The following is a 25,721-nucleotide window of genomic DNA, read 5'->3' as shown; positions in this document are numbered from 1 at the left end:
TCAAAGAGAGCGGATCTTGTGCAAAAGCCGCGAAAGCAGGCTTTTCTTTTCTGGAGCCATCGCGGGACGTGCCGGGCTCGGTGCGGCTTCCTCTGGCAGGGGCGCAGCAGGAGCCGGTCCCACCGGCGGGCGCAGCGGCATGGTTTCCCTGTCCTCGGGCCGTACCTGCTCCAGAAGCCCCAGCGCATGTGTGGCAGCCACAAAGTCCAGCAGGGCGCCCACGGGCAGGCCGAGCAGTGTGGCCGTCACCTTAAGGTTGGCGGGCGTGCGTGACCAGAAGGCGGCAATGCGCACCGCATGCGGCAGGGGCGCCAGCCGCGTCAGGTTGGGCCAGTGTCGCAGTCGCAGCGGCGTATCGAGCCGGATGCCGGCCAGAAGGCGGCCACGGCAGGACCAGATCGCCATCTGCCACATCAACGCCTGCATGCCGAGCACCACTACCGGGGTGGGCAGGCTGTTGCTGTCGATCAGGGGCTCGCTGAAAGTGCGCAAGCGGCTGTCGGCCAGGCGCTGTAGCTGCAGCAGCGGCAGGTAGAGCGCGACCTTGTCCTCCGCCGGGAGGTACCATCCCAGCATGCGGCCCTCACAGCCGAAGAGCACTGGCTGGCCATTGGTCAGTACGCTGACCAAGAGACCATACAGGGTATGGTTGGGGTCGAAGCGCTGTACCGCCTGCCAGTTGATGGCCGTTGGGGCGGGACGGGGCGCGACCGCAGGGGCAGGGGCTTCCACCTCCTCCGCGGCAGGCTGTGCCGGGGCGGGCAGATCGGTCGGATCGGCTGTGCGCTCCAGCACAGCCACTTTGCTGTCCAGGGTGGTGGCAGTGTCGGCCAGGGCCGGCTGTACCACTGGCGCCGGTACCATGCGGACCGCCGGGGCCGGCATGCGGTCCGGCTGGGGGTCCGCCAGGATGCTGCGCATCAGCGGGAACAGGGCTTCGATGCGCACCGGTTTGCCCAGCACCGGTACCGGGGCATCTGGCTGCGGGAAGGCGCTGACCACCAGGGCCGGCAGGTCCGGATGACTGCCGCGGAAGTCGTGCCAAGCGCCCCAGCCGGCGGCACTGTCCACATCCACGATTGCCATGGCAGGGGAGTCCGGCACGTCCTCGTGCAGCTGGTAGCGTTGCAGGGTATGCATGCGAAACGCCATGCGGAACACGGCGAGCTTGCGCGCGTCCATGCCGCAGGTCAGGACTGTGACGGCTTCAGCCGGCATCGTTCCCCTCCTCTTCCATCATCAGGGTGCTGTCGTCGTCCATGCGCCAGCGCTGGCGCAGCTGGCTGATGCGCTGTGCCGCCTCGCGTGGGGGGCGCAGGTGGCGCCGGCGCAGCTCGTCCACCAGCCGGTGAAGCTGTTCGCTGGCCTCTAGGCGTTCGTAAAGATCCAGCAGCAGCGGATAGCAGCGGGCATCTTCGGGGTTGGCGGCCACCGCCTGCTCCAGTTCGGCCAGCGCAAGATCGGTCTGGCCAAACGCAAGATAGCTCTCGGCCTCCTCCAGCGGATCCTGCCCTGCCTCGACGGCAGAGGGGGCCGGGCCTTCCACCGCGACTAGCGGTGTGCCCATCGGTGCGGGCGCTGGAACGGCTACATAGCCATGTACCCTGCCCAGATGCTCCAGAGCGGCCGGACTGTCGGCTTCGGCCAACCCTTCGAGCACCGGGTGGGTGCCGAGGGCGAAGCCCATCCGCAGCAAACGCTCGCGCAGCGGGTGGCCGTACTGCCCCAGCAGGGTAAAGCTATGCCATGCGTCCTTGGCATAGGCCGGCAGGTCGCGATGCCGATAATGCAGATGCAGGAGGTCGATCAGCAGGGAGAGCGGGCGCTGTGCAGCGGGCAAGGCCTGCCGGTAGGCATGTACTGCTTCCCGGGTGGCACCTGCCGCAGCCAAGAGCCGGGCAGTACGCGGCCGCTGGGCCAGCCCCAGCAGCGCACGGCGCTCCTCGGCGCTGGGCGGGGCCAGCGGCATGTCCCCTTCCACCAGCACCAGGCTGCCTTCGAGTGGCCGCGGCGCCGCGGCCAGCGGGCCGGTGTCTACCGGAGCGCTTGGTACTGACGGGGTCGGTTCCACAGTGAGCGGATGTCCCAGCCGGCAGGCAACGGTGTCCACATCCCAGCCCAGCCGCTCTTCGGCAAACACCCTCAGGGCGAGGGTGCTGGGGGCGCGCTGCAGTCCGGCGAGCACCGCCTCTTCCAGGCTGGACGGCGTCATGATGTCCAGGTCGGCCAAGCGTTCCAGTATCTCGCCGTAGTCGTCGATGCGCTCCAGCTCCAGATAGAGGCCAAGCAGCCGGGTCAGTTCGTGCGTAGCCCCGGACGTCTGATCCACATAGCGGCGCAGGGTGTCGGCAGCCCGGTCGGTGTAGCCAAACTGCAGGAAGACTTCCGCCTCGGTCAGGAGATCGGCTTCGCTGACACCGATGGCCACGCTTGGCAGGGCCACTTCGGCCTCGCCTGCGGGGAGGGGCTCGTCCATGAAAGGGGTCGGTTCGGACTGACCGGCATGCGGTGCCCGCTCCGGCAGGGCAGGGATGAGCTCTGACAGGGGGTCAGGCTGCTCGGGCTCTGGGGCCGGCACCACCGGTGCCGTACGCAGGGGCGGCACCAGTCTGTCTGCTTGTGCCGCGTGGCGCCGGCGGCTCCACCACAGCGCACCCAGCAGTGCCAGGACTGCTACCCCACCGGTGAGGGGCGGTACGCTGGCGGTCAGCTCGGCGAGGGTATCCAGAGCGCTCATGAATTAGACGGCCGGAAAATCGGCCTCGGTCAGCAGGTCGGTGCCGCACTCGAGCGTCTCGAACCAGTCGAGGAAGCGGTTGATCATCTCCTTGCCGCGGTAGGAGCCGCCGTGCTGCGGCACGATCCATTCCACGTCCAGCTGGCGCACCATGCGCACCCACATTCGGGCGGCCTTGTTGCAGCACATGTACCGCTGGTGGAAGGCAGCCATGTGGCTTTCCACCAGATGACGGTCGAAGTCGGTCACCGGCTTGCCCGCTTCTGCGCCATCCATCAGCGAGGCCCCCACGTCTCCCGAGAACAGGATCTTGCTGATCGGGTCGTAGATCTGGAAGTTGCCCACGGTATGGAGGTAGTGTGCCGGGATGATGTGCAGCTGGCAGCCCCCCAATGGCAGCGTCATGCCGCGCGGTGGAATGGGGATCAGCCGCCCTTCGGTGGCGCCCTTGATGCAGAAGTGCGGGATGAAGCGTACCCACTCGCGCGCAATGACGATCTGTGCATCGGTGATGAGGAGCCAGCCGTTGGCCGAAGCGACGATGTCCGGATCTTGGTGCGATGCGAAGATGTAGCGGGTGCGGGAGGGCAGGAAGAAGTCTGCCATCTCGGCCAGCAGATGCTTGTAGGTGAGGTTGCCGCCCGGATCGAGCAGCATGCCGTCGCCGTCATGGATGATGGCGAACTGGTTGGCCTGGATGCCCTCGCCTTGCACCAGCTCGGTGAAGGCGACGCATTTGTGGTTGCCGTCGTCGTACAGAACGATAGACATGGCGTGCTACCCGTAAACACCCCGCAGGGAAACGGCGCCCAGACTAATATTCCAGTCGCATTACCGTCTTGATGCAGGTCAATGACGGTAACCGTAGGCCTACAGGTTCTGCAAACAGCATGAAGCCTGTCTTCAAGGCCAGCCGTCTGTACAGGGTGTACGGATCAGTAACGCAGTTTGGCGAACGCCTCCTTCGCGCAGCGGCCCGCCAGCGCCCGGGCGGGCAGACCGGTATCGTGATGTGCGCTGCCGCGGGCCTCCACCGGTTTGATCAGCACCGCGTGACCGGCCTGCATCAGTGCGGAGGCAAAACGCCGCTGCAGGGCATAGGGGGCCACCGTGTCCTGGGGGTCGCCAACAAAGATCAGCACCCGGTCCCGGTCCGGCGCGATGCCCTCTATGTGCTGGGCCGGGTCGTAGGGATGCCGCAGTCCAGTGGTGTCACGCAACAGTGAAGGGGCCACTGCACGGGCCGCCGGTGCATGACGGGCCCGGATGTCTGCGGCGCGCTCCAGAAGGTAGAAAGCGCCCGAGGCCATCACGGCGCAGCGCACGTCGGTGCGCCCCATTGTCAGCAGCGCGGCCACGGCGGTGGCGCCGCCACTGTGTCCCACCAGCACCAGTTGCTCGATCTGGTGACGCCGTCGAATGGCGGTCACGGCGGCATCCAGAGTGCGGAACTCCTTTTCCTGACGACGCTGGCGGTGGTCACCGGAAGAGCCGTACACCCCTGGGCGGCCCACCCGGATCCAGGGCACGCCGGCGGCGTCGGCTTCCTGCTGGGCCAGCTTCAGCTGCGCCGCCTGGCTGTTGTCGCGGTAGGCTACCGGCTTTTTGCCTACCAGACGGTCTCCGTGGAACTCGATGACTGCAATGCGGGCGCGATCCACATGCTGGCTGGGGAAATAGCGGATGCATTCGCTGCCCAGCGCATGTTCTACCCATACGGTGCCTGCTTCGTTACTGCAGGACCGGCGTTCCGCCGGTGCCCCGTCGACCAGTGATTCCACCGCAAAACGCTCCTCGGCCCCAGCGTCTGCCAGAGGCAGCACCAAACTGGACAACAGCAACAGCGAAAGACGCCGGAAAGGTTGGCCGAACGCGCGCAGGCATCGGCACAGGCGGGTGACGGAAGGGCTGCCCATGTCAGGCGGTCTCCAGCGGGGTCTGGCTTTGCAAGGCTTCCACGATCTCGCTCAGCCGGGTGCCGGCCGAGCTCTTGATCAACAGGAAGTCGTGCGCGGCCAAGTGGTCGAACAGCGCTGCCTGCAGGGCTTCCACCTCCGGAAACCACCAAGCCTTCACGCCGGCGTCCTCCAGTGCCTGTGCCAGATGCTGCATCATCGGCCCGCACAGATAGATGCGGTCCGCTCTGGCGGCCTGTACTGCCGGGGCCAGCGCGGCATGGTACTGCGGCGCATCGGGCCCCAGCTCCAGCATGTCGCCCAGTACCAGCAGGCGACGTCCGCCGTGCGGCGCCTGCGCTGCCAGCAGCCGCAGCGCGGCTTCCATTGATGCGGGGTTGGCGTTGTAGGCCTCGTCGAGCACTTCCACCGGCTTGCCGTCGAATACCCGTGCCACCCGGGCGCCACGGCCAGGCAGCGGGGCAAAGGTTTCGAGCCGCTCAAGCGCCGGGGCCAGGTCCAGCCCTTGCATTGTCACCGCCGCGAGTACGGCCAGGCTGTTGAGTGCCATGTGCTCGCCCGGGGCGCCCACGCGGTAACGCAGCGTCTGCCCCGCAAGGTCGGCCTGGACCACGCCATCGGTCGGGCTGTAGTCCAGCAGGCGGAAGCGGCTCTCCGGGTGGCGTCCGTACGGCACCACCTGAAGCCGGTTGCGCAATGCGGCATCGTGGACGATCGGCCACTCCAGCATGTCGCGGTTAAGGATGGCCGGTTCGCCCGCTTGCATGCCGTCGAAGATGGCGCTCTTCTTGCGGGCCACCTCCGCCGTCGTGCCGTGATATTCCAGATGCGCCGGCGCGATATTGGTGAATACCGCCATGTTGGGACGCACCAGCTGGGTGTTTTCCGCCATGCGTCCGATGGCCATTTCCATTACGGTGTAGGGTGCGCCCCATGGCATCGAGGCCAGGTTCCAGGCGATACCGTGCGGGAGGTTGGCGTTGTGTCGGGTCTGTCCGACCTCTCCCCAGGCTTCCAGGATGTGCGTGAGCATGGCCACGGTGGTGGTCTTGCCACTGCTGCCCGTCACGCCGATCAGCGTGCCCTTCATCTGGCTGCGCGCATAACGGCCAAGGTCGATGATCGCCTGGGCGGCATCGGCCACCACCAGTGTCGGCCCGGCTTCGGGGGGGATCAGCTGCGGCTCGTCGGTGATCAGTGCCGCCGGGGGCGGCTGCATGCGGCGCGCAGTGTCCACCAGCACGCCACGTGATCCACCGGGGCGCTTGGTGAGCACCATGTTGCCCGGCTGCATGGCGGGTGCCCACACACACAGGCCAGTGGCGCTCCAGTCGGAGGGGGGAGGGCTTAGCCACTGGCCGCCGGTGGCCTGTGTCACCCGCTCGGCATTCCAGTTGTCCCCGCCTTGCCACGTGGCGGCCAGGGCGGGCGCCGCGACTGCAGGTGCCTCCACTACCGGACGCCCTGCGCGGCAGTAGCGCAGATACGCCACCAGGCCCGAAAGGTAGTGTTCCACGTCGTCGATCCGGACCCGGAAGGCGTGATGACGGATGAAGAAGCTGCCCACAATACGTGCCGGCTTCTTGAAGAACATCGCCATTTCCGGCCAGAAATAGCCGTTTTGAAGGTAATGGGCGCGGTGTTCCAGGGCGTGGTAAAACTTGTCGAGGTCGATCAGCGCCAGAAGATGGCGCTTGTCCGGCTGCTGTTGCAGCCGCTCCAGCATCTGCTGGGCCGCCATCATCAGTTCCAGCAGGGTAGGGAAGGTGGTTTCGCGCTCCAGCACGAAGTCCAGATAACCGCTGACGTTCTGCAAGCCAAAGCGGTAGTACTTCTCGTCATCACAGTAACGCGTCAATTCGTTGACGCAGTAGCTCAGCCAGTGGTCGTGGGCGGTCCAGTGCTTGCGGGCGATGAAATAGTCGAAGGCCTTTTCCACCACGCTCAGCCAGCGTGCATCCCGGGTCAGCCCGTACAGTCGCATCAGGCCGAAGGCAGCCTCGCCATCGTAGTAGATGATGCGGAAGTCTTCCTTGACCGACAGGTCGGGAAAGTGCAGCACATGGTTCAGGCGGCCGCTCTTGGGCTCCTGCATGAAGGCAATGCCTTGGGCCAGGCTTTCCAGCAGCGGCAGATGGGTCTTGTCGCCGCTCACTTCGCAGTACTTGACCAGCGCCAGCAACGAAACCGCATTGCCTCCGAGCTTGATTTCATCGTTCTTTTCTACCAGGAAAGCCAGTTCGGTGCCGTCAGGCGCATGCGTACGGCGGATGAGCTCGCGCGTCAGGTAGCCCAGTGCCCGCTCAATGGCGGGGCGGAGGCTCCTGTCGCCGGTGGCTTCCCACGCCTCGATCAGCGCATAGGTGCTGCTGGCGTGGCGCAGGGCGTTGTAGGTGGGAATCTCGCGGTTGAAGCAGGGGAAATAACCGTAGACGAATTCGCCGCTTCTTTTCACCTGCCGTGCCAGAAAGCTGCCGCCGGTATTTACCAATGCGAGCACATCCTTCTCGGCCAGTCGTCCGGTCAGCCGTCGCCCTGCCTCCAGCCCGCTGGAAGCCAGTCGGTAAGCCGGACCCGTCCGCTCGCAGTAGGCGGCGCCGGTGGTGAAGACCACCGGGTTCTCGCCCGGATGGTCGAAGTCGATCTCCACACCGAAGCGGCTAGCGGCGTAGACGTTGAAGTTCTTGGGGTTGATGCGTGCCTGCGCCACATCGCTGCCCGCATACAGCATCGCGTTGGCGTTCAGTTCCTGTTCCAGAAAAGCCAAGGTGAAGTCCGCGGACAGGGCCAGCCCATGGCGGAAATAGTTGCGCTTGGTGGCGGCCAGGCGGCTGTGCAATACCTCCCATGGGAGCGTTTCTGCCGCCTCCACCCAGTCCACCCGCAGCCAGTCGCCCGAAAGCTTGTGCTTGCGCAGCACTTTGCGTATCGCCTCCACGCCCTCCTGCCATGCGGCCTCGAAGCTGGCGGCACGAGCGTGCACCACTTGGGCACGGTCCTGGCCGTCGGTAACCGAGAAGAACAGCACATACCGGGGATAAGGGGTGGGCAGCGAAGTGGCATGTTGCTGGGCAATCGGCCGCAGCCGTGCCAGCTGATCGGAAAAAGACATCAACAGAGTCCTTTCGTACAGGCTGATGGGAAACCCTGCACCCGCTTCGGCCAACGTTGGCGGCCGGCGGGCAAGAAAACCGCCTCCCGAGGGAGGCGGCTTCTGCTCAGGTAGGGCCTGGAAGCGGTGCAAGCGCCATGCCTGCACCTGCCAGAGCGCCTGCCTTACTCGATACCACCCGAGGAGATGGTGAAGGTGCCGTCATTGAAGACAGCCTGGCTCAGGTCCACCCCAGTGATTGCAACGGTGGCCACTTCGCTGCCTTCCGGATTCAGCTCGAACACCACAGTGCTGATGTTGGTCGTGCTGTTGTAATTCACCGTAATGTCCAGGGTGCTATCGCTGGCCGGGCTACCGAACTGCAGGCCTTGGCCGAAGATCAACTGGTCGCCAGCGTCCAGTTTGGTGATGTTCGCCCCTTGGCCGGAGGTCAGGCCGCTGAAGTCGAACTTGTCGACTTGGCCATCCACACCCGACAAGGACTGACCGGCAGCCACGTCAATATCGCCGTCGCCATCGGTGTCTACACCAGCGTCAGCATCGGCGTCAGCATCCGCATCGGCGTCAGCATCGGCATCGGCGTCAGCATCCGCATCGGCGTCAGCATCCGCATCCGCATCGGCGTCAGCATCCGCATCGGCGTCAGCATCGGCATCGGCGTCAGCATCGGCATCGGCGTCAGCATCGGCGTCAGCATCGGCATCGGCATCGGCATCCGCATCGGCATCGGCATCCGCATCGGCGTCCGCATCGGCGTCAGCATCGGCGTCAGCATCGGCGTCAGCATCGGCGTCAGCATCGGCGTCAGCATCGGCATCGGCGTCAGCATCCGCATCCGCGTCAGCATCGGCGTCAGCATCGGCGTCAGCATCGGCGTCAGCATCCGCATCGGCATCGGCGTCAGCATCGGCATCCGCGTCGGCGTCAGCATCCGCGTCGGCGTCAGCATCCGCGTCGGCGTCAGCATCCGCATCGGCGTCAGCATCCGCATCGGCATCGGCATCGGCATCGGCATCGGCATCGGCATCGGCATCGGCATCGGCATCGGCATCGGCATCGGCGTCAGCATCGGCGTCAGCATCGGCATCTGCATCAGTGTCATCGTTGTTGGTTACGGTCTCGACAGCGTCATTGACCGCACGGGCAATGTCTTCGAGGCTGGTTTCATGGGTGACGCCTGCCAGGAATTGCTGGGCCGCCTGAATATCGGCTGCGCTCTTGTATTGGGCAGCCAAGTCGGGATTGGCGGCCAGTGCTTCATGGAAGGCCACGGCTGCGGCAACTTTGTGCTCTACGGTCTGGGTGTCCTGGTCGCCCTGAGCCCCGCTAATTACGGCTGCGGCGAGTTGTCCTAGGGTCAGGCGGCCGGAAGCCAGCTCACCAGTGTAGTAAGCGAGACCTTCTGCATCCGGTTCGCGTCCAAGGATACCTTGATAAACGAGGCTGAGAACTTCTTCGGGGGTCTTGCCTTCGTAGCGGGCTTCGGCTTCGGGAGAGGTGGCAAAAGCATCGATGACGGTGTTCAGGTCGCCATTGTTTTCTTCCAGGCGTCCTACCCAGTAATCCAACCCGGCGGGGTCGGCCGGGCGGCCATAAAACGCTACGTAGAGCTCGTGAATGCTCGTTTCGTACGACATGACTTCTCCTTCATCAGACCTGAGGTTAAGAAGCGGACTCATCAATAACCACTACCGAAGTAGGGCTGCTCGTGATGAGAACTGTTTTTTTTGGCAGGTCCGACGAAAGTTCATCAAAAAGTACATATGCATTAAAAAACCCGGCACTTTGGCCGGGTTTCATAAAATAATGAAAAATGGATTATAAAAATCAGTGACTTACCGCTTTGACAAGGTCTTCTATCACCTCCTTGGCGTCGCCGAATACCATCATCGTTTTGTCCATGTAGAAGAGCTCGTTGTCCAGTCCCGCATAACCCGCATTCATCGAGCGCTTGACCACGATGACGGTACGGGCCTTGTGGGCCTCCAGGATCGGCATCCCATAGATGGGGCTCTGCTTGTCCTTTTGCGCCGCCGGGTTCACCACGTCGTTGGCACCAATGACCAGCACCACGTCGGTGTTGGAGAAGTCGGAGTTGATCTCCTCCATTTCCAGCACCTGTTCGTAGGGGACCTCGGCTTCGGCCAACAATACGTTCATGTGGCCGGGCATGCGGCCTGCCACGGGGTGGATGGCGTAGCGCACGGTGACGCCCTGCTCGGTCAGCAGTTGGGCGAACTCCTGCAGCGCGTGCTGGGCGCGCGAAACCGCCAGACCGTAGCCGGGCACGATGATCACGCTATCGGCATTGCTCATCAGGAACGCGGCGTCATCAGCCGAACCGGACTTGTAGTTCTTGGGGCCGGAAGCGGTGCTACCACCCGAAGCGGCCTCGGCACCGAAGCCACCCAGCAGCACGCTGACGATGGAACGGTTCATCGCCTTGCACATGATGTAGGACAGGATGGCGCCGGACGAGCCCACGCAGGCGCCGGCAATGATCAGCACCGGGTTGTTCAGCGTGAAGCCGATGCCCGCCGCCGCCCAGCCGGAGTAGCTGTTGAGCATCGACACCACCACCGGCATGTCGGCCCCCCCGATCGGGATGATCAGTGTCACGCCCAGCACCAGCGCGATGGCCAGCATCATCAGGAACGCCGCGTGGCTATCGCTGACGAAGTAGGCTGCGCCGAAGCCGACCATGCTCAGTGCCAGCACCAGGTTCAGCAGATGTTGGCCGCTGAAGTTCACTGCCTTGGCGCCGAACTTGCCCGATAGCTTGCCGTAGGCGACGACCGAAGCAGTGAAGGTGATGGCCCCGATGAAGGCACCGATAAAGAGCTCCACCTTCTGCACCGGAGTGTGTTCCACCCCGGTGTGAAAGATGGCGGCCACTGCGATCAGCACCGCGGAGAGGCCCACCAGCGAGTGCATGGCGGCCACCAGTTCGGGCATGCCGGTCATCTCGACGGTCTTGGCCTTCCAGGCACCGATGGCGCCGCCGGCCGCAATGGCAGCGATGATCAGCAGCAATACGGGCTTGTCCATCAGCATGAAGGTGGTGGCCACGGCGATCACCATGCCCAGCACGCCGTACAGATTGCCGCGCAGGGCGGTGACCGGACTGGACAGCCCCTTCAGAGAGAGGATGAACAGCACGGCCGCAGCAAGATACAGTAGAGCGGAGAGGTTTTCCATCGTTCGGGCTCCTTACCGTTTCTTCTTCTTGAACATGTCGAGCATGCGCTGGGTGACCAGAAAGCCGCCGAAGATGTTGATGCTGGCGAGGAAGATACCGATGGCGCCCAGTACGGAGGTGAGCGTGATCGACTCGCCATTGATGTCCACGACCTGCAGCATGGCGCCGACGATGATGATGCCCGAGATGGCGTTGGTGACGGCCATCAGCGGCGTGTGCAGGGCAGGGGTGACGTTCCACACCACGTGGTAACCGACGAAGACGGCCAGCACGAAGATGGTGAAGCTGGTGATGAAGGGATCAACCATGATGAATGTCCTGTAGCAAGCCGGTCAGGCGGCAGGTTGGCCGAAACGGACCTGTCCGTCGTGGGTCACCAGGGTGGCCGCGAGCAGGTCGTCTTCCAGATTGAGCGTGAAGCCCTCCTTGCCCAGCATCAGCGAGAGGAAGGTCAGCAGGTTGCGGGCGTAGAGGCTGGAGGCATCCGCTGCCACCAGACCCGGCAGGTTGGGCTGGCCCACGATGGTGACGCCGTTGGAGGTGGTGAATACCTCGCCGCAACGGGTCAGCGCGCAGTTGCCGCCGGCCTCAGCGGCCAGGTCCACGATTACCGAGCCGGGCTTCATTGCCTCCACTACCTCGCTGGCGATCAGGAGCGGCGCCTTGCGGCCCGGGATCAGTGCAGTGGTGATGATAATGTCGGCCTGCCGGGCGTGCTTGGCTACCAACTCCGCCTGACGGCGCTTGTAGTCTTCCGACATCTCCTTGGCATAAACGCCGTCGTTGGCCGCCTTTTCCTCGTCGGTCATCGGGACTTCGATGAACTTGGCGCCCAGCGACTCCACCTGTTCCTTGGTGGAAGGGCGCACGTCGGTTGCCTCCACCACAGCGCCCAGGCGCTTGGCCGTGGCGATCGCCTGCAGCCCGGCTACCCCAACGCCCATGATCAGCACACGAGCGGGCTTCACCGTGCCCGCCGCCGTCATCAGCATCGGCATGAAGCGGGGGTAGTACTGGGTGGCCAACAGCACCGCCTTGTAGCCTGCGATGTTGTTCTGGCTGGAGAGCACGTCCATGCTCTGCGCGCGCGTGGTGCGCGGCAGAAGCTCCATGGCAAAGGCGGAGATCCGTTTGGCCGCCAGCGTCGGAAAGGTGGCGTTCTGGTAGGGGGCCAGCATGCCGATGAGGACGGCGCCGTCCTTCATCTCAGCCACGGCCTCGACTTCGGGCGGGCGCACCGTCAGGACGATGTCGCCCTGAGACAGGGTGGCAGCCCGTCCTTCGGCCAAGGTTGCGCCTGCTTCCACAAAGGCCGCGTCCGGTACGGCGGCATGACGCCCCGCACCGGCCTCTACCACCACGGCGTGACCCATGGCGACGAGTTTCTTCACCGTTTCCGGTGTGGCGGCCACGCGGGTTTCACCAGCCAGCCGTTCGGCGGCAACAGCGATTTGCATGGTCTTCCTTTCGGGATGTGTGTAACGAGAAACCGGTATCAAAATTTGAAACGCCCGTGCGGTTGCAAATTCGAACGGGCGTTTGAATCTTATTTAAATCATTTATTTTGATTTTGCGCAACACTTTTACAGATTTGCGACATTATCCAATTTTCTCTGACCCACCCCGGCGGGAAGGCGGGCTCAGAGCAATAGATCGTAGGCAAATTTGCCTATCAGAGCGGTGACCAAGATCAGAAACAGCACACGTACCAAGCCGGCCCCGCCGTGAATCGCGATACGCGCACCCACCAGCGAGCCGGCCACATTGCAGGCGGCCATCGGCAGCGCCACCAGGTACATCACATTGCCCGACGGCACGAAAAACGACAGGGCCGCCAGGTTGGTGGCCAGGTTCACCACCTTGGCCGAAGCCGAGGCATGCAGGAAGTCGAAGGCAAAGCAGCGCACGAACAGAAAGATCAGGAAGCTCCCGGTACCCGGTCCGAACACACCGTCGTAAAAGCCGATGCTGCCACCCACCAATACTGCGGTGAGCCGCTCGCGCGGGCCGATCACCGCCGGCTTGTGCAGTTTGCCCAAGTCCTTTTTCATCAGTGTGTAGACCGCCATCGCAATCAGCAGCACCAGTACCACCGGCTTCATCACTTCCTTGGGGATATGGCTGGCCGCGGTGGCGCCGGCAAAAGACAGAAAGAAGGCTGCCACCGTCGCCGGCAGCACCAGCGCCCACGGCAGCTGCACCCTGCGCATGAAGCTACGGGTGGCACTGGCGGTGCCGAAAACCGAGGCCAGCTTGTTCGTGCCCAGAAGCGGGGCAGGATGCGCTTGCGGCAGCGCGTTGAAGAGCGCGGGGAGCTGGATCAGCCCGCCACCTCCTACGGCCGAGTCGATCATGCCGGCACAAAAAGCCATACTGCACAAAAACAGCCATTCCATTAGGGGTGATTCTTTCAGGTTGCTGCGCCGCACAAGGCTTCCGGACATTAAGTTTCGCCGGACGCTTTGTAAAGCAGGGTTTACGATAGGGTGCCCGCACGCCGTCGGGCAAAAGCAGCATGATACGCCAAGCTCCAGGGCACCTCCCGGAGCGCAGGCAGGGGGAAATATGGAAGCATGGCCTTATCCAGTGGTGTTCGTTCATCGGCTGGGCGGGGCACTGGCGCCGGAGAACACTTTGGCCGGCCTGATGCTGGCACACAGGCTGGGCGCCCGCGCGGTGGAGTGCGACGTCAAGCTCAGCGCCGACAACGTGCCACTGCTGTTTCATGACGACGATCTGGAGCGCATCTGCGGCAGCAGCGGTCCGGTGGCGCATCTCACCCTGTCGGAGCTGCGCCGGCTGGATGCCGGTAGCCGTCATCATCCAGCGTTCGCCACCGAGCCAATCCCTCTACTGGACGAGCTGGCTGCGGCGGCGCGTAGCACTGCGCTGGCGGTAAACCTAGAAATCAAGCCCTGCGCCGGCCGGGCGGCAGAGAGCGGGGCCACCGTGGCCCAGGCGGCCGCTGCGGCGTGGCAGGGCCATCTGCCTGCGCCGCTGCTGTCCTCGTTTTCGGAGGAGGCGTTGGCGGCTGCGCGCGATGCGGTGCCCCACCTGCCACGCGCCTTGCTGCTGGAGCGCTGGCGTGACGACTGGCAGGCGGCCGCCCTGGCCCTGGGCGCGGTGGCCCTGCATGTTCACCGGCTGCAGCTTACGCCTTCACGCGTGGAGGCAGCGCATGCAGCCGGGCTCAGGGTAATGGCATGGACGGTTAATGACGTGCTGGAGGCGCGTCAACTGCTGGCTTGGGGGGTGGACATGCTGTGCACCGACCGGCCTGACCGCTTGCTGTGCCTGTAGCCGGTTCGGAGGCGGATCGGCTTTCGGGCCCTTCGGCCAACAGGTGCCGCATCGTGCCGTCAGCCACCATGGCGGCGATGGCCTGTTCGAAGCGCGGCCGCAACGAGTAGTACGGAGACTGCCGGGCCAAGCCGATCTTGCGGTCCTCCTCGGGCCATACCACTAGCGGTGCAAGCCTGATCCGTCCGGCAAACTCTGCCTGACGCAGTAGGGCACGGCCACGGCCTTCGGTGGTGGGGACCACATCCACCCGGGCCATCAGCAGCTTGCGGAAGCTGCTGGCCGTGGTGGGAGAAAGATCGCGTATCAGTCCGGCATGTTGGTGCAGCGGAGGTGGAAACTGCACGCCCTCCGTCCAGCCCACCGAGAGACCGTTCAGGTCGGTCAGACTGCGCAGCACGCGGCGGTCTTCGAGACGCTGATAGAAGCGGATGGGAGAGGCGGGTGCAAATGCCGGTTCGAGAAAGTGCAGATAGGCCCGGCGCTCCGGGGTGCCCCGCACGCCGATCACTAGGTCCACATCCCCGCGCTCCGCCTCAAGCAGGCAACGCTGCAGCGGGCAGTCACGGAAAGTCAGCAGCAGACCCATCCGCTTTGCGAGTGCCCGGATGATCTCCACATATGGCCCGGCCGGCAGGCCGGTGGGACCGAGCACTTTCCAGGGGGCATAAGGGCTGAAGGCCAGGCGCAAGGGCCGCTCGGATCCGGCCGGGGCGGCAAGGGCAGGCAGCACCAGCATGCCCAGCAGCACGCCCTGTCGCAGGGGGCGCATAAAGACCATGAGTCGTACAGGGCTATATCAAAGCGCCCATTATAGGCAGCGATTTATTCTTTAAGCATTAAATTGAATACGGATTCACTCTTTAGGCATTCACAACTGTTGGGCCTTTTCCGGTGTCTGCATCACCGCAATGAAAGCATCCACCACCTCCCTGTCGTACAGCCGCCCCCGTCCGTCCATCAGTTCGCACAGCCCAGTCTCCATCGGGCGTGCCGGCCGGTAGGGACGGTGTGAGGTGATGGCGTCGTAGACATCGGCCACGGCAATGATGCGTGCCTCAAGACAGATAGCATCGCCCTGCAATCCTTGCGGGTAGCCCGAGCCGTCCAGCCGTTCATGGTGCTGGTAAACCATGTCTGCAATCGGCCAGGGGAAGTCGATGCCGCGCAGGATGTCGTACCCGGTTTCCGGATGCGAGCGGATAATCTCGAGTTCGGGCGGGCTCAGCCTGCCCGGTTTGCCCAGGATGTCCGCAGGAATGGCGATCTTGCCGATGTCGTGAATCTTGGCGCCCAGCACCAGACCGTGGCGACGCGCCGCATCCAGGCCCATCCGGCGCGCGATGCGCTCGCACAGGACCGCCACCTGATGCTGGTGGCCGGCAGTGTAGGGGTCGCGTTTTTCCACGAACAAGGCGATGGCATCCACCGTGGAACTGAAAGCGCCGGCCAGCTGCGCGGTCTGCCGCAAGGTAGTTTCCTGAGCCTGCTTAAGTGCGGTGAGATCCTCGTGGGCCACCACCACGCGCAGCTGACCCGGATGGGGAAACGGTGTGATTGTCACCAAGAACCAGCGTGATTCGGTGGGGGAGGGGCAGGGGTACTCCAGCTGGAACTTCTCACGCCGTCCGCTCAGCACCTCGCGCAGGCCCTGCGCCACCTGACGGGCAATCAGGGTGTCTTCCTCACTCTTGGCATCGCCCGGCACACACCCCTGTATCCCCTCCAGCAGAGCAAGATAGTTGAGCCCGATGCCGTAGTCGGCCTGATGGCCCTGGTTGGCGTCGGCATAGCGCATCCAGGCCGCGTTGACGCCGACGATGGTGGCATCGCCATCCAGCAGCGCCACATGTGCGGTCAGCGCATCGATGATGGGCTGGAAGGCGCGTGCCTCAAGGCAGGCCCGGGAAAGCGCCGGGCGGGTAGAAAGGTCTGGTCCGTTCATGCGGGGCACTTTGGGAGCGTGATGCTGCCGAGAGTAGTGCGTAAAGGGGGTGCGGTACAAGCCGGTTAGATCAAGCCTGCTGCAGAAAGCGGGCGCTGCCGTGAAACGGGTGTCAGAGATAGCGGGTGCCAGGCCGAACCGGACTTTTTGACAGAAAGCGGGCCTGGGAGCCCGCTCTTGCGGGGTGCAGAGACTAGGTCCGCTAGGGTGGAGGGCAGATGCGTGCCAAGGGGGGCAATACGTGGCTGTAAGGACCTGCCTGAGCCGGGCCGCGAACCAGGCAGCCCCGAACGGAAAACACCCCGCTGGGCGGGGCGCTGCGCTGAGGGAGGCGTTCACTTGCCGATACAAAACCGGCTGAAAATGACGCCGAGGAGATCGTCCGGGGTGAAGCTGCCGGTGATTTCGGACAGGGCGTTCTGCGCCAGACGCAGCTCTTCGGCGAACAGCTCTACCTGCTGCCAGACGCCAGCGGCGGTCTCCAGATGCTGGCCCGCACGGCGGATCGCGTCCAGATGGCGTTCGCGCGCCAGGTAAACGCCTTCGTCGGCGCCGGTGTAGCCGATCAGCTCCAGCAGTTGGGCCTTCAGTTCGCTCACGCCGGCTTGGGTGCGTGCCGACAGGCGCACCGCGCGCGCGCCGCCCGGGCCTTCGGCCAACCCTGGGCTCTGCCCCGAAAGGTCGATCTTGTTGAACACGAACACCCGCGGCAGCCTGGCGGGCAGGCGGGCCAGGATCGCCTCCACTGCCGCGCCCGGCGTGGTGCGACTGTCGACCAGCACTAGCACAGCATCCGCTTTTTCCACCGCCTGCCAAGTGCGCTCTATGCCGATGCGTTCCACCACGTCGTCGGTGTCGCGCAGCCCGGCCGTGTCGATGATGTGCATCGGTACGCCCTCGACCACGATTTCTTCGCGCACGGTGTCGCGGGTGGTGCCGGCGATGTCGGTGACGATGGCCACCTCGTCGCCCGCCAAGGCGTTCATCAGGCTCGACTTGCCCACGTTGGGCTCGCCCACCAGCACCACCGTCATCCCCTCGCGCAGGATGGCGCCCTGGCGGGCCGTGGCCTGCACCCGGCGCAGCTGTGCCTGCAGGGCGTGCAGTTGACCCACCGCGTCGGCTTTTTCCAGAAAGTCGATGTCTTCCTCGGGGAAATCCAGTGTGGCCTCCACCAGCATACGCAGGGTGATGAGGTCGTCCACCAGATGGTGGATCTCGCCGGAGAAGGCACCCTTGAGCGACTTGAGCGCCCCGCGCGCGGCGGTTTCGCTGGCCGCATCGATCAGGTCGGCCACGCTCTCGGCCTGGGCAAGATCGAGCTTGTCGTTGAGGAAGGCGCGTTTGGTGAACTCGCCCGGCTCGGCCAGGCGGGCGCCCAGCTCCACACACCGCGCCAGCAGCATCTTCATCACCACCGGCCCGCCATGTCCCTGCAGTTCCACCACATCTTCGCCGGTGAAGGAGTGGGGTGCGGGAAAGTACAGCAGCAGACCGTTGTCGATCGGGCTGCCGTCGGCCGCCAGGAAATCGGTGAAGAGCGCATGACGCGGACGCGGCGTCTTGCCGCCGGTCAGCGCCTGGGCCATCGGCAGCAGGCCGGGGCCGGAAATGCGGATGACGCCTACGCCGCCACGACCAGGGGCGGTGGCTATGGCGCAGATGGGAACGGGAGTATAGGCAAGGCTCATGGTCAGGGTCCTCGGGCGCGTCATGCGAGCGGCAGTATCGCAGAAACCTCCGCCGGGCGCGCAGTCAGCAAAAAGCCCGACCGCGGGGTCGGGCTTGGAAGGTTGGCCGAAGCAGGACTTAGGACGGCAGAACGACCTTCTTGGCCTGTTCGATCTGGCGGTTGATGTACCACTGCTGCGAGATCGACAGGATGTTGTTCACCACCCAGTACAGCACCAGACCGGCCGGGAAGAAGAAGAACATCACCGAGAAGGCGATCGGCATGATCTTCATCATCTTCGCCTGCATCGGGTCGGTCGGCGGCGGGTTGAGGAAGGTCTGCACGAACATGGAGATCGCCATCAGGGCCGGCAGCACATAGTACGGGTCCGGGCGTGACAGGTCGTGGATCCACAGCACCCACGGCGCCTGGCGCAGTTCCACCGACGCCAGCAGTGCCCAGTACAGGCCGATGAACACCGGAATCTGGATCAGGATGGGCAGGCAGCCGCCCAGGGGGTTGATCTTTTCCGTCTTGTACATCTCCATCACGGCCTGCTGGAACTTCATGCGGTCGTCGCCGTACTGCTCCTTCAGGCGCTCCAGGCGCGGCGATAGCGCCTTCATCTTGGCCATGGAGCGGTAGGACGCAGCGGTGAGGGGGTAGAACACGCCCTTCACGATCAGCGTCAGCAGGATGATGGCCCAACCCCAGTTCTGCACGATGGCGTGCAACTTGGTCAGCAGCCAGAACAGCGGCGAGGCGAAGATATGCACCCAACCGTAGTCTTTGGAGTATTCCAGGCCATCGGCCACGCGGGTGATGACGTCGTACTCCTGCGGGCCGGCGTACAGCGGTACGGTCAGGGTACCGGTCTGGCCCGGTGCGATCGGCTTCAGGTCTACCATCGCGGCGGCCGAATAGAGGCCGCTGGTGGGCTTGAGCTCGAAGCGGCAGGCGGTGGCACTGCTGCAGACGCTGCTGCCATCCTTGGGCTTGAGGATCCAGGCGCTCAGGAAGTAGTGCTGCACCATCCCCACCCAGCCATCGCCTGCGCTGCGGGCGTAGTCGGCCTTGTTCTTGTCCAGGTCCTCGAACGATACCTTCTGGAACTTGTGCTCGGATGTGAATACGGCCGGGCCGGTGAAGGTATGGGCGAAACGGCCTTCGCCTTCTGGCGCCTTGCCGTCACGCAGCAGGCGGTAGTAGGCGCTGGCAGTCAGGGGCTGCGTGCCGAGGTTGGTCACTTCGTAGCGCACCGCAATGTCGTAGCCGCCCTTGCGGAAGGTGTACACCTTCGCCACCTTCACGCCGCCAGCTTCCGGCGCGGTCAGGCGCACTTCCACTTTGTCGCCCGTCAGGCTGTAGGCGGTCCGTTCCGCAGAAAACACGGTCTTGTGCGTTGGCAGCTGCGGGTTGGCCGCAGACACCAGGCCGGTCTGGGCGATGTAGGTGCGGCCACCCTTGTCGGTCAGCAGGTCGAAGGGCTTGTTCGGGTCTTCGGCCGCATCATGCTTGAGCAGGGACAGCTGACGCAGGTCCCCGCCCTGGGTGTCGATCTCGGCGCGCAGCACGTCGGTGGTCACCACCACGCGCTGGCCGCGGGCCAGCTGGGCCGTGTCCGCCGGCTGCGCAGCAGCGGGCGCCGCAGCGGCAGGCACATCGGTCGTGGCCGTCTGGGCGGCAACCGGCTTGGGCGGTGCCTTGGGCGCGAAGTACTCCTGCCACAGCAGCAGGATGCCCATCGACAGCACGATGAAGATAATCAGTCGTTTGGAATCCATCTCGTCTTTACCGGAAAGTTCATGGGACCGGGTCGTACCCACTGCCGCCCCATGGGTGGCAGCGCGCGATGCGTCGGAGCGCCAGCCAGCCTCCCTTGCACGCACCGTGACGGCTCACCGCTTCGAGGGCATAGCTCGAGCAGGTGGGCTGGTAGCGGCAGCGTGGCGCGATCCACGGGCTGATGGCCAGCTGGTAGAAGCGGATCAGGAGGATGAAGAGGCGCGACATCGGGCTAGTTTAGCAAAGAGTGCGGACAATGCCGTGACAGCGTCCGCGCGGGTGTCGCGGGTGAAGGACAGGCGGGCGCGAACCACGTAGTCGGCGCTGCCCAGCGCATGCTGGTTGAGCCGGAACCACTCCCGTACCGTGCGCTTGATGTAGTTTCGGCGGTTGGCCCGCTTGGCCGTCTTCTTGCCCACCACCAGGCCCAGGCGGGGATGTCCCAGCGGGTTGGGGCGCATGTACACCTGGAAGAACGCATTGCTGCGTGCCTGGCGCAAACTAAAAACGGATGAGAACTCATCCGTTTTTAGGAGCCGGTACGAACGGCGGAAGCGGAAGGCCAATGCTTACACAGCCAGACGCTTGCGGCCCTTGGCACGACGGGCGCGGATGACGGAGCGGCCGCCGCGGGTCTTCATGCGAACGAGGAAACCGTGGGTGCGCTTGCGGCGCGTAACGGAAGGCTGGTAAGTACGCTTCATGATCTGTGGTCCTATACTAGACGGGCAAAATAAACACGCGATTTGACAAGAAACCCGAAAGGTTGTCAACCGCTAATTTTTCTCCGGGCTGTGGATAACTTTGGGAAAAAGCTTTAGAATGTCACAGTTTAACGCTCGGCAGACGCTGCGCAAGAAATGACCGGCCTGCCGGGCTGCGCTTGCCTTCTGCCGCCCCGGCCTCCGATCTGCCCGGCCTTGCCGCCTGCGGCACGCGAAGCCGTCCTTTCCGGCGGCTGGCACACTACTTACACGTATCTTGATGACCGAACTGGACCAATTCTGGCCGGCCTGCCTTGCCCGCCTGGAAGCCGAACTGTCCGCACAGCAGTTCAATACCTGGATCAAGCCCCTGTCCGCCGAGCTGGCCGACGAGGGCGTGCTGCTGTACGCGCCCAACCGCTTCATCATGCAGTTCATCAAGGAGCGCTTCCTCGGGCGCATCGAGGAGCTGGCGGCCGAACTGGTGGGCCAGATGCCAGTGGAGCTGCGCATCGGCTCGGCCAGCGGCGCGCCCGCAGCCCCCGCCAGCCGGCCCGCGCCACGCATGGCCCCTCCCGAAACGGCACAGACGGTGCACAACGATGCGCTCAGCCAAGCCAAGCAGGCTGCCGTAAAGGCGATCGGCGCCGGCCACGAAAGCACCCGTCTCAACCCCGGCTTCACCTTCGAGACGCTGGTGACCGGCAAGGGCAACCAGCTAGCGCGTGCTGCGGCGCTGCAGATTGCCGAGAACCCGGGGGACCCGGCGTACAACCCGCTGTTCGTGTATGGGGGCGTGGGCCTCGGCAAGACCCACCTGATCCAGGCCATCGGTAACCATGTGTACCAGAAGAACCCGGCCGCGCGCATCCGCTACATTCATGCCGAGCGCTACGTGGCCGACATCATGCGTGCCTACCAGCACAAGGCCTTTGACGAGTTCAAGCGTTACTATCACAGCCTGGATCTGCTTCTGATCGACGACATCCAGTTCTTTGCCGGCAAGAACCGCACGCAGGAAGAATTTTTCTACGCCTTTAACGCGCTGATCGAGGGCGGCAAGCAGGTCATCATGACTTGCGACACCTATCCCAAGCAGATCGAAGGCATGGAAGAGCGCCTGATTTCGCGCTTCTCCTGGGGTCTGACGGTGGAGATCCAGCCGCCGGAGCTGGAGATGCGCGTGGCGATCCTGATGAAGAAAGCCGAGGCAGACAGTATCAAGCTGGACAATGCGGTAGCCTTCTTCATTGCCCAGAACGTGCGCTCCAACGTGCGCGAACTGGAGGGTGCGCTCAAGCGGGTGGTGGCGTATGCGCGCTTCACCAACCAAAGCATCTCGATGGAGCTGGTGAAGGAGGCCCTGAAGGACATCTTGGCTGCCGGCAACCGTCAGGTGACGGTAGATGCCATCCAGAAGACGGTGGCCGAGTACTACAAGATCAAGCTGTCGGACATGCATAGCAAGAAACGCAGTCGCGACATCGCCCGCCCACGCCAGGTGGCGATGGCGCTGGCCAAGGAGCTGACCCAGCTGTCGCTGCCCAACATCGGCGACGCCTTCGGCGGCCGGGACCACACCACCGTCCTGCACGCCTGCAAGACTATTGCCGAAATGCGCACCAACGACACCGACATGGCGCATGATTACGAAACGCTGCTTTCCATGCTGCGCAACTGAATGCCGCATCTGACCGATACCATCGTTATTCAACGGGAGTTTTTTGCATGCTGATCCTGCAAGCCGAACGCGATGCCCTCCTCAAGCCGCTTCTCGCGGTGACCGGGATCGTGGAACGCCGCCATACGCTGCCGATTCTTTCCAACGTGCTCGTCGAGAAAAAGGGCGGCGAGGTCAGCTTCCTGGCGACCGACCTGGAGATCCAGATCAACACGGCCAGCCCGGAAGCGCTGGCTGGCGAGAACTTCCGCCTGACCACATCGGCCAAGAAGCTGCAGGACATCCTGCGCGCCATCCCCGACAAGACCATGGTAACGCTGGAGCAGCAGGACGGCCGCCTGACGCTAAAGGCAGGCAAGAGCCGCTTCAACCTGCAGACGCTGCCGGCCGATGACTTTCCGCACCTGACGGCCAACCAGGCAGCCGAGGCGAGCTTCAGCCTGCCGCAGCGCGAACTGCGCCAGCTGATCGCCAAGGTGCAGTACGCCATGGCGGTACAGGACATCCGCTACTACCTCAACGGCCTGCTGCTGCAGACCGACGGCCAAGCGATCCGCCTGGTGGCTACCGACGGCCACCGGCTGGCTTTTGCCGCCGCCGAGGTGGAAACCGCGCTGCCCAAGAGCGAAGTGATCCTGCCGCGCAAGACGGTGCTGGAGTTGTACAAGCTGCTGCAGGATAGCGACGAGCCCATCACCATTGACCTGCTGGGCAGCCAGGTGCGCTTCAGTCTGGGCGCCACCGTCATCATCAGCAAGGTGGTAGACGGCAAGTTCCCCGACTACAACCGTGTGATCCCGCTGGACAACGAAAAGATTTTCCTGATCGAGCGTGCGCCCTTCCTGCAGGCGCTGCAGCGCGCGGCCATCCTGGCTAACGAGAAGTTCCGCGGAGTGCGGCTGGTGCTCAAGCCCGGCTCGCTGTCCATCCTGTGCACCAACAGCGAACAGGAAGAGGCCGAGGAAGAGCTGGAGATCGCCTACGATGGCGGCACGCTGGAGATCGGCTTCAACATCAACTACCTGCTTGATGTGCTGACCAACCTGCCACTGGACACGCTGCAACTGGCCTTCGGCGATGCCACGCGCAGCGCGCTGGTCACCATTCCGGACAACCCCAACTTCAAATACATCGTGATGCCGATGCGCATCTGATCCGGCCTTCGGCCAACCCTGCAGGGTTGGCCGAAGCGCCCGCGGGGGCCGACGGCCCCGGTGATACCGTCATACGAAAGAGTTGCGTTTTATGAGCGAACAGGAATACGGCGCGGAGAGCATCAAGGTCCTCAAGGGTCTGGACGCGGTACGCAAGCGCCCGGGCATGTACATCGGCGACACACAGGACGGGACCGGCCTGCACCACATGGTGTTCGAGGTGCTCGACAATGCCATCGATGAAGCCCTGGCCGGCCATGCCGACACCATCAAGGTCACCATCAACCCGGACAACTCCGTTTCGGTGGAGGACAACGGCCGCGGCATTCCCACCGACATCCATCCGGAAGAGGGCCGCTCTGCCGCCGAAGTGATCATGACGGTGCTGCACGCAGGCGGCAAGTTCGACTCCAACAGCTACAAGATTTCCGGCGGCCTGCATGGTGTGGGCGTCTCGGTGGTGAACGCCCTGTCCGACTGGCTGAAGCTGAAGATCTGGCGCGACGGCAAGGTGCACGAGATGGAGTTCCGCCGCGGCGAGCCCGTGGCGCCGCTGGCCGTAACCGGCCACAGCACCCACCGCGGTACCGAGGTCACCTTCTTCGCCAGCACTGAAACCTTCGGCACCATCGAATACCACTTCGACATCCTGGCCAAACGCATCCGCGAGCTGTCCTTCCTCAATCAGGGCGTGGCCATCACCCTGATCGACAAGCGCAACGGCAAAGAGGAGAACTTTGCCTTCTCGGGTGGTGTGGCCGGTTTCGTCGAGTACATGAACCGCAACAAGACCCCGCTGCACAGCAAGGTCTTCCACGCTGTGGGCGAGCGCGACGGCATGACGGTGGAAGTAGCCATGCAGTGGAACGACTCCTACCAGGAGTCGGTTCAGTGCTTCACCAACAACATCCCGCAGCGTGATGGCGGTACCCACCTCACCGCGCTGCGTCAGGTGATGACGCGCACCCTCAATGGTTACATCGAGGAAAGCGACGCGGCCAAGAAGGCCAAGGTGGACACCACTGGCGACGACATGCGCGAAGGCCTGACCTGCGTGCTGTCGGTGAAACTGCCCGACCCCAAGTTCTCCAGCCAGACCAAGGACAAGCTGGTTTCCAGCGAGATTGGGCCGGTCATCAACGAAGTGGTAGGCGAATCGCTGCGCAACTTCCTGCTGGAGCACCCCAACGAGGCCAAGATCATCACCGGCAAGATCGTGGACGCCGCCCGCGCCCGCGAGGCCGCCCGCAAGGCCCGCGAGATCACCCGCCGCAAGGGCATCATGGATGGCATGGGCCTGCCGGGCAAACTCGCCGACTGCCAGGAGAAGGACCCGGCCATGTCCGAACTCTACCTGGTGGAGGGGGACTCCGCCGGCGGTTCGGCCAAGCAGGGCCGCGACCGTAAGTTCCAGGCCATCCTGCCGCTGAAGGGCAAGATCCTCAACGTGGAAAAAGCCCGCTTCGACAAGCTGCTGGCCAGCCAGGAGATCGCCACCCTGATTACCGCCATGGGCTGCGGCATCGGCAAGGAAGAGTACAACCCGGACAAGCTGCGCTACCACCGTATCATTATCATGACCGATGCCGACGTGGACGGCGCCCACATTCGCACCCTGCTGCTCACCTTTTTCTACCGTCAGATGCCCGAACTGGTGGAGCGCGGCCACATTTACATTGCCCAGCCGCCGCTGTACAAGGCCAAGCACGGCAAGCAGGAGCGCTACCTCAAGGACGACAACGAGCTGAACCAGTACCTGCTGCAGCTGGCGCTGGACAAGTCCGAACTGGACACCGGCGACGGCCAGACCGTGCTTTCGGGCGATGCTCTCGCCAACATCGCTCGCCAGTATCTGGTGGCCCGGTCCGTCATCGAGCGCGAGAGCCGCGTCATCGATACGCTGGTACTGCAGGCGCTGCTCAAGCTGCCGCGCCTGGCGCTGGACACCCCCGCTGCTGCTGCCTCCGCCCTGCAGGCCCTGCTGCCCTTGGTGCCCCCCGAGCAGATTGCGCTGAGCCTGGTGCACGACGAGAAGAACGACAGCCAGCTGATCAAGATCGTGCGCAAGCTGCACGGCAACTTCATGGTCACCTACCTGGACCAGACTTTCTTCGAGTCCGGCGACTATGCCGAGCTGCTGAAGACCAGCGACCTACTGCGCGGCCTGCTGCACCCGGGTGCCCAGGTGCGCCGTGGCGAAACTGCCCGCCCGGTGGCCGAGTTTGGCGACGCGCTGGACTGGCTGTTGGCCGAAGCCAAGAAAGGCATGAATATCCAGCGTTACAAGGGGCTGGGCGAGATGAACCCCGAGCAGCTGTGGGAAACTACCATGGACCCCACCGTGCGCCGCCTGCTGAAGGTGAAGATCGAGGACGCCATGGGTGCCGACGATGTGTTCACCACCCTGATGGGCGACAACGTCGAACCGCGCCGCGCCTTCATTGAAAGCAACGCGCTGATTGCACGAAATATTGATGTGTGAGGCTGTAGGATCCCGTTGGAGTTTAGATTTTTCC

22 protein-coding genes and 1 pseudogene are annotated in these 25,721 nt (G+C 64.0%); 5 read left to right on the top strand and 18 right to left on the bottom strand.

Annotated elements, in window-relative coordinates:
• The 6 genes from EV669_RS03885 to EV669_RS14180 form a co-directional block, all read right to left on the bottom strand.
• On the bottom strand, positions 1-1,218 hold the full coding sequence (locus tag EV669_RS03885; protein WP_132097929.1) for a hypothetical protein: 1,218 nt from the start codon (positions 1,216-1,218) through the stop codon (positions 1-3).
• The gene (locus EV669_RS03880) at positions 1,208-2,737 is read right to left on the bottom strand and encodes a hypothetical protein (RefSeq protein ID WP_054286067.1); all 1,530 of its coding nucleotides are present in this window, start codon (positions 2,735-2,737) and stop codon (positions 1,208-1,210) included. The genes EV669_RS03885 and EV669_RS03880 overlap by 11 nt, the downstream gene beginning before the upstream one ends.
• A 3-nt stretch (positions 2,738-2,740) precedes the next feature.
• Entirely contained in the window at positions 2,741-3,508 is a 768-nt protein-coding gene (locus EV669_RS03875; protein ID WP_054286066.1) for an oxygen-binding di-iron domain-containing protein, read from the bottom strand.
• 164 nt (positions 3,509-3,672) lie between these two features.
• A complete protein-coding gene (locus tag EV669_RS03870; RefSeq protein ID WP_132097928.1) occupies positions 3,673-4,653 on the bottom strand; it encodes an alpha/beta hydrolase family protein in 981 nt (326 codons plus the stop codon).
• Position 4,654: 1 nt separating this feature from the next.
• Positions 4,655-7,765: a UDP-N-acetylmuramoyl-tripeptide--D-alanyl-D-alanine ligase gene (locus EV669_RS03865; protein ID WP_132097927.1), complete on the bottom strand. Its 3,111-nt coding sequence runs from the start codon at positions 7,763-7,765 to the stop codon at positions 4,655-4,657.
• Between the two features lie 164 nt (positions 7,766-7,929).
• Entirely contained in the window at positions 7,930-8,235 is a 306-nt protein-coding gene (locus EV669_RS14180) for a hypothetical protein (protein ID WP_318271305.1), read from the bottom strand.
• Here EV669_RS14180 and EV669_RS14175 point away from each other — a divergent pair.
• On the top strand, positions 8,224-9,120 hold the full coding sequence (locus tag EV669_RS14175; protein ID WP_318271304.1) for a hypothetical protein: 897 nt from the start codon (positions 8,224-8,226) through the stop codon (positions 9,118-9,120). The two genes, EV669_RS14180 and EV669_RS14175, sit on opposite strands and share 12 nt — an antisense overlap.
• Positions 9,121-9,171: 51 nt before the next feature.
• On the opposite strand, the pseudogene EV669_RS14270 reads toward EV669_RS14175, so the two are convergent.
• From EV669_RS14270 to EV669_RS03840, 5 genes and pseudogenes are all read right to left on the bottom strand, one after another.
• Positions 9,172-9,402: pseudogene (locus EV669_RS14270) on the bottom strand (DUF4214 domain-containing protein); the annotation flags it as partial.
• 190 nt (positions 9,403-9,592) lie between these two features.
• Positions 9,593-10,963, bottom strand: coding sequence for an NAD(P)(+) transhydrogenase (Re/Si-specific) subunit beta (locus tag EV669_RS03855; RefSeq protein ID WP_132097925.1), 1,371 nt, complete (start codon positions 10,961-10,963; stop codon positions 9,593-9,595).
• A 12-nt stretch (positions 10,964-10,975) separates the two neighbouring features.
• On the bottom strand, positions 10,976-11,272 hold the full coding sequence (locus EV669_RS03850; protein WP_054287260.1) for a proton-translocating transhydrogenase family protein: 297 nt from the start codon (positions 11,270-11,272) through the stop codon (positions 10,976-10,978).
• Between the two features lie 24 nt (positions 11,273-11,296).
• Entirely contained in the window at positions 11,297-12,421 is a 1,125-nt protein-coding gene (locus EV669_RS03845) for a Re/Si-specific NAD(P)(+) transhydrogenase subunit alpha (protein WP_055433900.1), read from the bottom strand.
• 183 nt (positions 12,422-12,604) lie between these two features.
• Complete coding sequence (locus EV669_RS03840) at positions 12,605-13,360, bottom strand: sulfite exporter TauE/SafE family protein (protein ID WP_132097924.1); 756 nt, start codon at positions 13,358-13,360, stop codon at positions 12,605-12,607.
• Between the two features lie 169 nt (positions 13,361-13,529).
• Here EV669_RS03840 and ugpQ point away from each other — a divergent pair, with 169 nt between their 5' ends.
• Positions 13,530-14,264 (top strand): glycerophosphodiester phosphodiesterase, encoded by a 735-nt coding sequence (ugpQ, locus tag EV669_RS03835; RefSeq protein ID WP_132097923.1) that lies wholly within the window; start codon positions 13,530-13,532, stop codon positions 14,262-14,264.
• Here the strand turns inward: ugpQ and EV669_RS03830 are convergent.
• The 7 genes from EV669_RS03830 to rpmH form a co-directional block, all read right to left on the bottom strand.
• On the bottom strand, positions 14,176-15,036 hold the full coding sequence (locus EV669_RS03830; protein ID WP_165922694.1) for a substrate-binding periplasmic protein: 861 nt from the start codon (positions 15,034-15,036) through the stop codon (positions 14,176-14,178). The two genes, ugpQ and EV669_RS03830, sit on opposite strands and share 89 nt — an antisense overlap.
• A gap of 99 nt (positions 15,037-15,135) precedes the next feature.
• Positions 15,136-16,209, bottom strand: coding sequence for an HD-GYP domain-containing protein (locus EV669_RS03825; RefSeq protein ID WP_132097921.1), 1,074 nt, complete (start codon positions 16,207-16,209; stop codon positions 15,136-15,138).
• 335 nt (positions 16,210-16,544) lie between these two features.
• The gene (gene mnmE / locus EV669_RS03820; protein ID WP_054287262.1) at positions 16,545-17,900 is read right to left on the bottom strand and encodes a tRNA uridine-5-carboxymethylaminomethyl(34) synthesis GTPase MnmE; all 1,356 of its coding nucleotides are present in this window, start codon (positions 17,898-17,900) and stop codon (positions 16,545-16,547) included.
• Between the two features lie 118 nt (positions 17,901-18,018).
• Complete coding sequence (yidC, locus tag EV669_RS03815) at positions 18,019-19,665, bottom strand: membrane protein insertase YidC (RefSeq protein WP_132097920.1); 1,647 nt, start codon at positions 19,663-19,665, stop codon at positions 18,019-18,021.
• Between the two features lie 19 nt (positions 19,666-19,684).
• Entirely contained in the window at positions 19,685-19,894 is a 210-nt protein-coding gene (yidD, locus tag EV669_RS03810) for a membrane protein insertion efficiency factor YidD (RefSeq protein WP_132097919.1), read from the bottom strand.
• Positions 19,870-20,232 (bottom strand): ribonuclease P protein component, encoded by a 363-nt coding sequence (gene rnpA, locus EV669_RS03805; RefSeq protein ID WP_054287252.1) that lies wholly within the window; start codon positions 20,230-20,232, stop codon positions 19,870-19,872. The genes yidD and rnpA overlap by 25 nt, the downstream gene beginning before the upstream one ends.
• A 3-nt stretch (positions 20,233-20,235) precedes the next feature.
• Complete coding sequence (gene rpmH / locus EV669_RS03800) at positions 20,236-20,370, bottom strand: 50S ribosomal protein L34 (protein WP_054287251.1); 135 nt, start codon at positions 20,368-20,370, stop codon at positions 20,236-20,238.
• 280 nt (positions 20,371-20,650) lie between these two features.
• Here rpmH and dnaA point away from each other — a divergent pair, with 280 nt between their 5' ends.
• The 3 genes from dnaA to gyrB all read left to right on the top strand — a co-directional run bounded on the left by dnaA (position 20,651) and on the right by gyrB (position 25,687).
• Positions 20,651-22,051, top strand: a complete 1,401-nt coding sequence (gene dnaA, locus EV669_RS03795; protein ID WP_054287250.1) for a chromosomal replication initiator protein DnaA — start codon at positions 20,651-20,653, stop codon at positions 22,049-22,051.
• 47 nt (positions 22,052-22,098) lie between these two features.
• Positions 22,099-23,205, top strand: coding sequence for a DNA polymerase III subunit beta (dnaN, locus tag EV669_RS03790; RefSeq protein WP_054287249.1), 1,107 nt, complete (start codon positions 22,099-22,101; stop codon positions 23,203-23,205).
• A 91-nt stretch (positions 23,206-23,296) separates the two neighbouring features.
• Positions 23,297-25,687 (top strand): DNA topoisomerase (ATP-hydrolyzing) subunit B, encoded by a 2,391-nt coding sequence (gene gyrB / locus EV669_RS03785; RefSeq protein WP_132097918.1) that lies wholly within the window; start codon positions 23,297-23,299, stop codon positions 25,685-25,687.
• Positions 25,688-25,721: the final 34 nt, after the last annotated feature.

It is taken from the genome of Gulbenkiania mobilis, from assembly GCA_004346645.1.
In the GTDB taxonomy this organism is placed as follows: Bacteria; Pseudomonadota; Gammaproteobacteria; order Burkholderiales; family Chromobacteriaceae; genus Gulbenkiania; species Gulbenkiania mobilis.
Note: the sequence above shows the minus strand (reverse complement) of the source record. Positions and strands in the feature narration are given on the sequence as shown.

Bases quoted from the DNA above. Each gene is read 5' to 3' on its own strand.
- EV669_RS03855 (WP_132097925.1), bottom strand. From the start codon at position 10,963: ATGGAAAACCTCTCCGCTCTACTGTATCTTGCTGCGGCCGTGCTGTTC.
- EV669_RS03880 (WP_054286067.1), bottom strand. From the start codon at position 2,737: ATGAGCGCTCTGGATACCCTCGCCGAGCTGACCGCCAGCGTACCGCCC.
- EV669_RS03885 (WP_132097929.1), bottom strand. From the start codon at position 1,218: ATGCCGGCTGAAGCCGTCACAGTCCTGACCTGCGGCATGGACGCGCGC.
- EV669_RS03875 (WP_054286066.1), bottom strand. From the start codon at position 3,508: ATGTCTATCGTTCTGTACGACGACGGCAACCACAAATGCGTCGCCTTC.
- yidD (WP_132097919.1), bottom strand. From the start codon at position 19,894: ATGTCGCGCCTCTTCATCCTCCTGATCCGCTTCTACCAGCTGGCCATC.
- ugpQ (WP_132097923.1), top strand. From the start codon at position 13,530: ATGGAAGCATGGCCTTATCCAGTGGTGTTCGTTCATCGGCTGGGCGGG.
- dnaA (WP_054287250.1), top strand. From the start codon at position 20,651: ATGACCGAACTGGACCAATTCTGGCCGGCCTGCCTTGCCCGCCTGGAA.
- EV669_RS03830 (WP_165922694.1), bottom strand. From the start codon at position 15,036: ATGCGCCCCCTGCGACAGGGCGTGCTGCTGGGCATGCTGGTGCTGCCT.
- rpmH (WP_054287251.1), bottom strand. From the start codon at position 20,370: ATGAAGCGTACTTACCAGCCTTCCGTTACGCGCCGCAAGCGCACCCAC.
- dnaN (WP_054287249.1), top strand. From the start codon at position 22,099: ATGCTGATCCTGCAAGCCGAACGCGATGCCCTCCTCAAGCCGCTTCTC.
- mnmE (WP_054287262.1), bottom strand. From the start codon at position 17,900: ATGAGCCTTGCCTATACTCCCGTTCCCATCTGCGCCATAGCCACCGCC.
- EV669_RS03845 (WP_055433900.1), bottom strand. From the start codon at position 12,421: ATGCAAATCGCTGTTGCCGCCGAACGGCTGGCTGGTGAAACCCGCGTG.
- EV669_RS03870 (WP_132097928.1), bottom strand. From the start codon at position 4,653: ATGGGCAGCCCTTCCGTCACCCGCCTGTGCCGATGCCTGCGCGCGTTC.
- gyrB (WP_132097918.1), top strand. From the start codon at position 23,297: ATGAGCGAACAGGAATACGGCGCGGAGAGCATCAAGGTCCTCAAGGGT.
- EV669_RS03850 (WP_054287260.1), bottom strand. From the start codon at position 11,272: ATGGTTGATCCCTTCATCACCAGCTTCACCATCTTCGTGCTGGCCGTC.
- EV669_RS03840 (WP_132097924.1), bottom strand. From the start codon at position 13,360: ATGGAATGGCTGTTTTTGTGCAGTATGGCTTTTTGTGCCGGCATGATC.
- yidC (WP_132097920.1), bottom strand. From the start codon at position 19,665: ATGGATTCCAAACGACTGATTATCTTCATCGTGCTGTCGATGGGCATC.
- EV669_RS03865 (WP_132097927.1), bottom strand. From the start codon at position 7,765: ATGTCTTTTTCCGATCAGCTGGCACGGCTGCGGCCGATTGCCCAGCAA.
- EV669_RS03825 (WP_132097921.1), bottom strand. From the start codon at position 16,209: ATGAACGGACCAGACCTTTCTACCCGCCCGGCGCTTTCCCGGGCCTGC.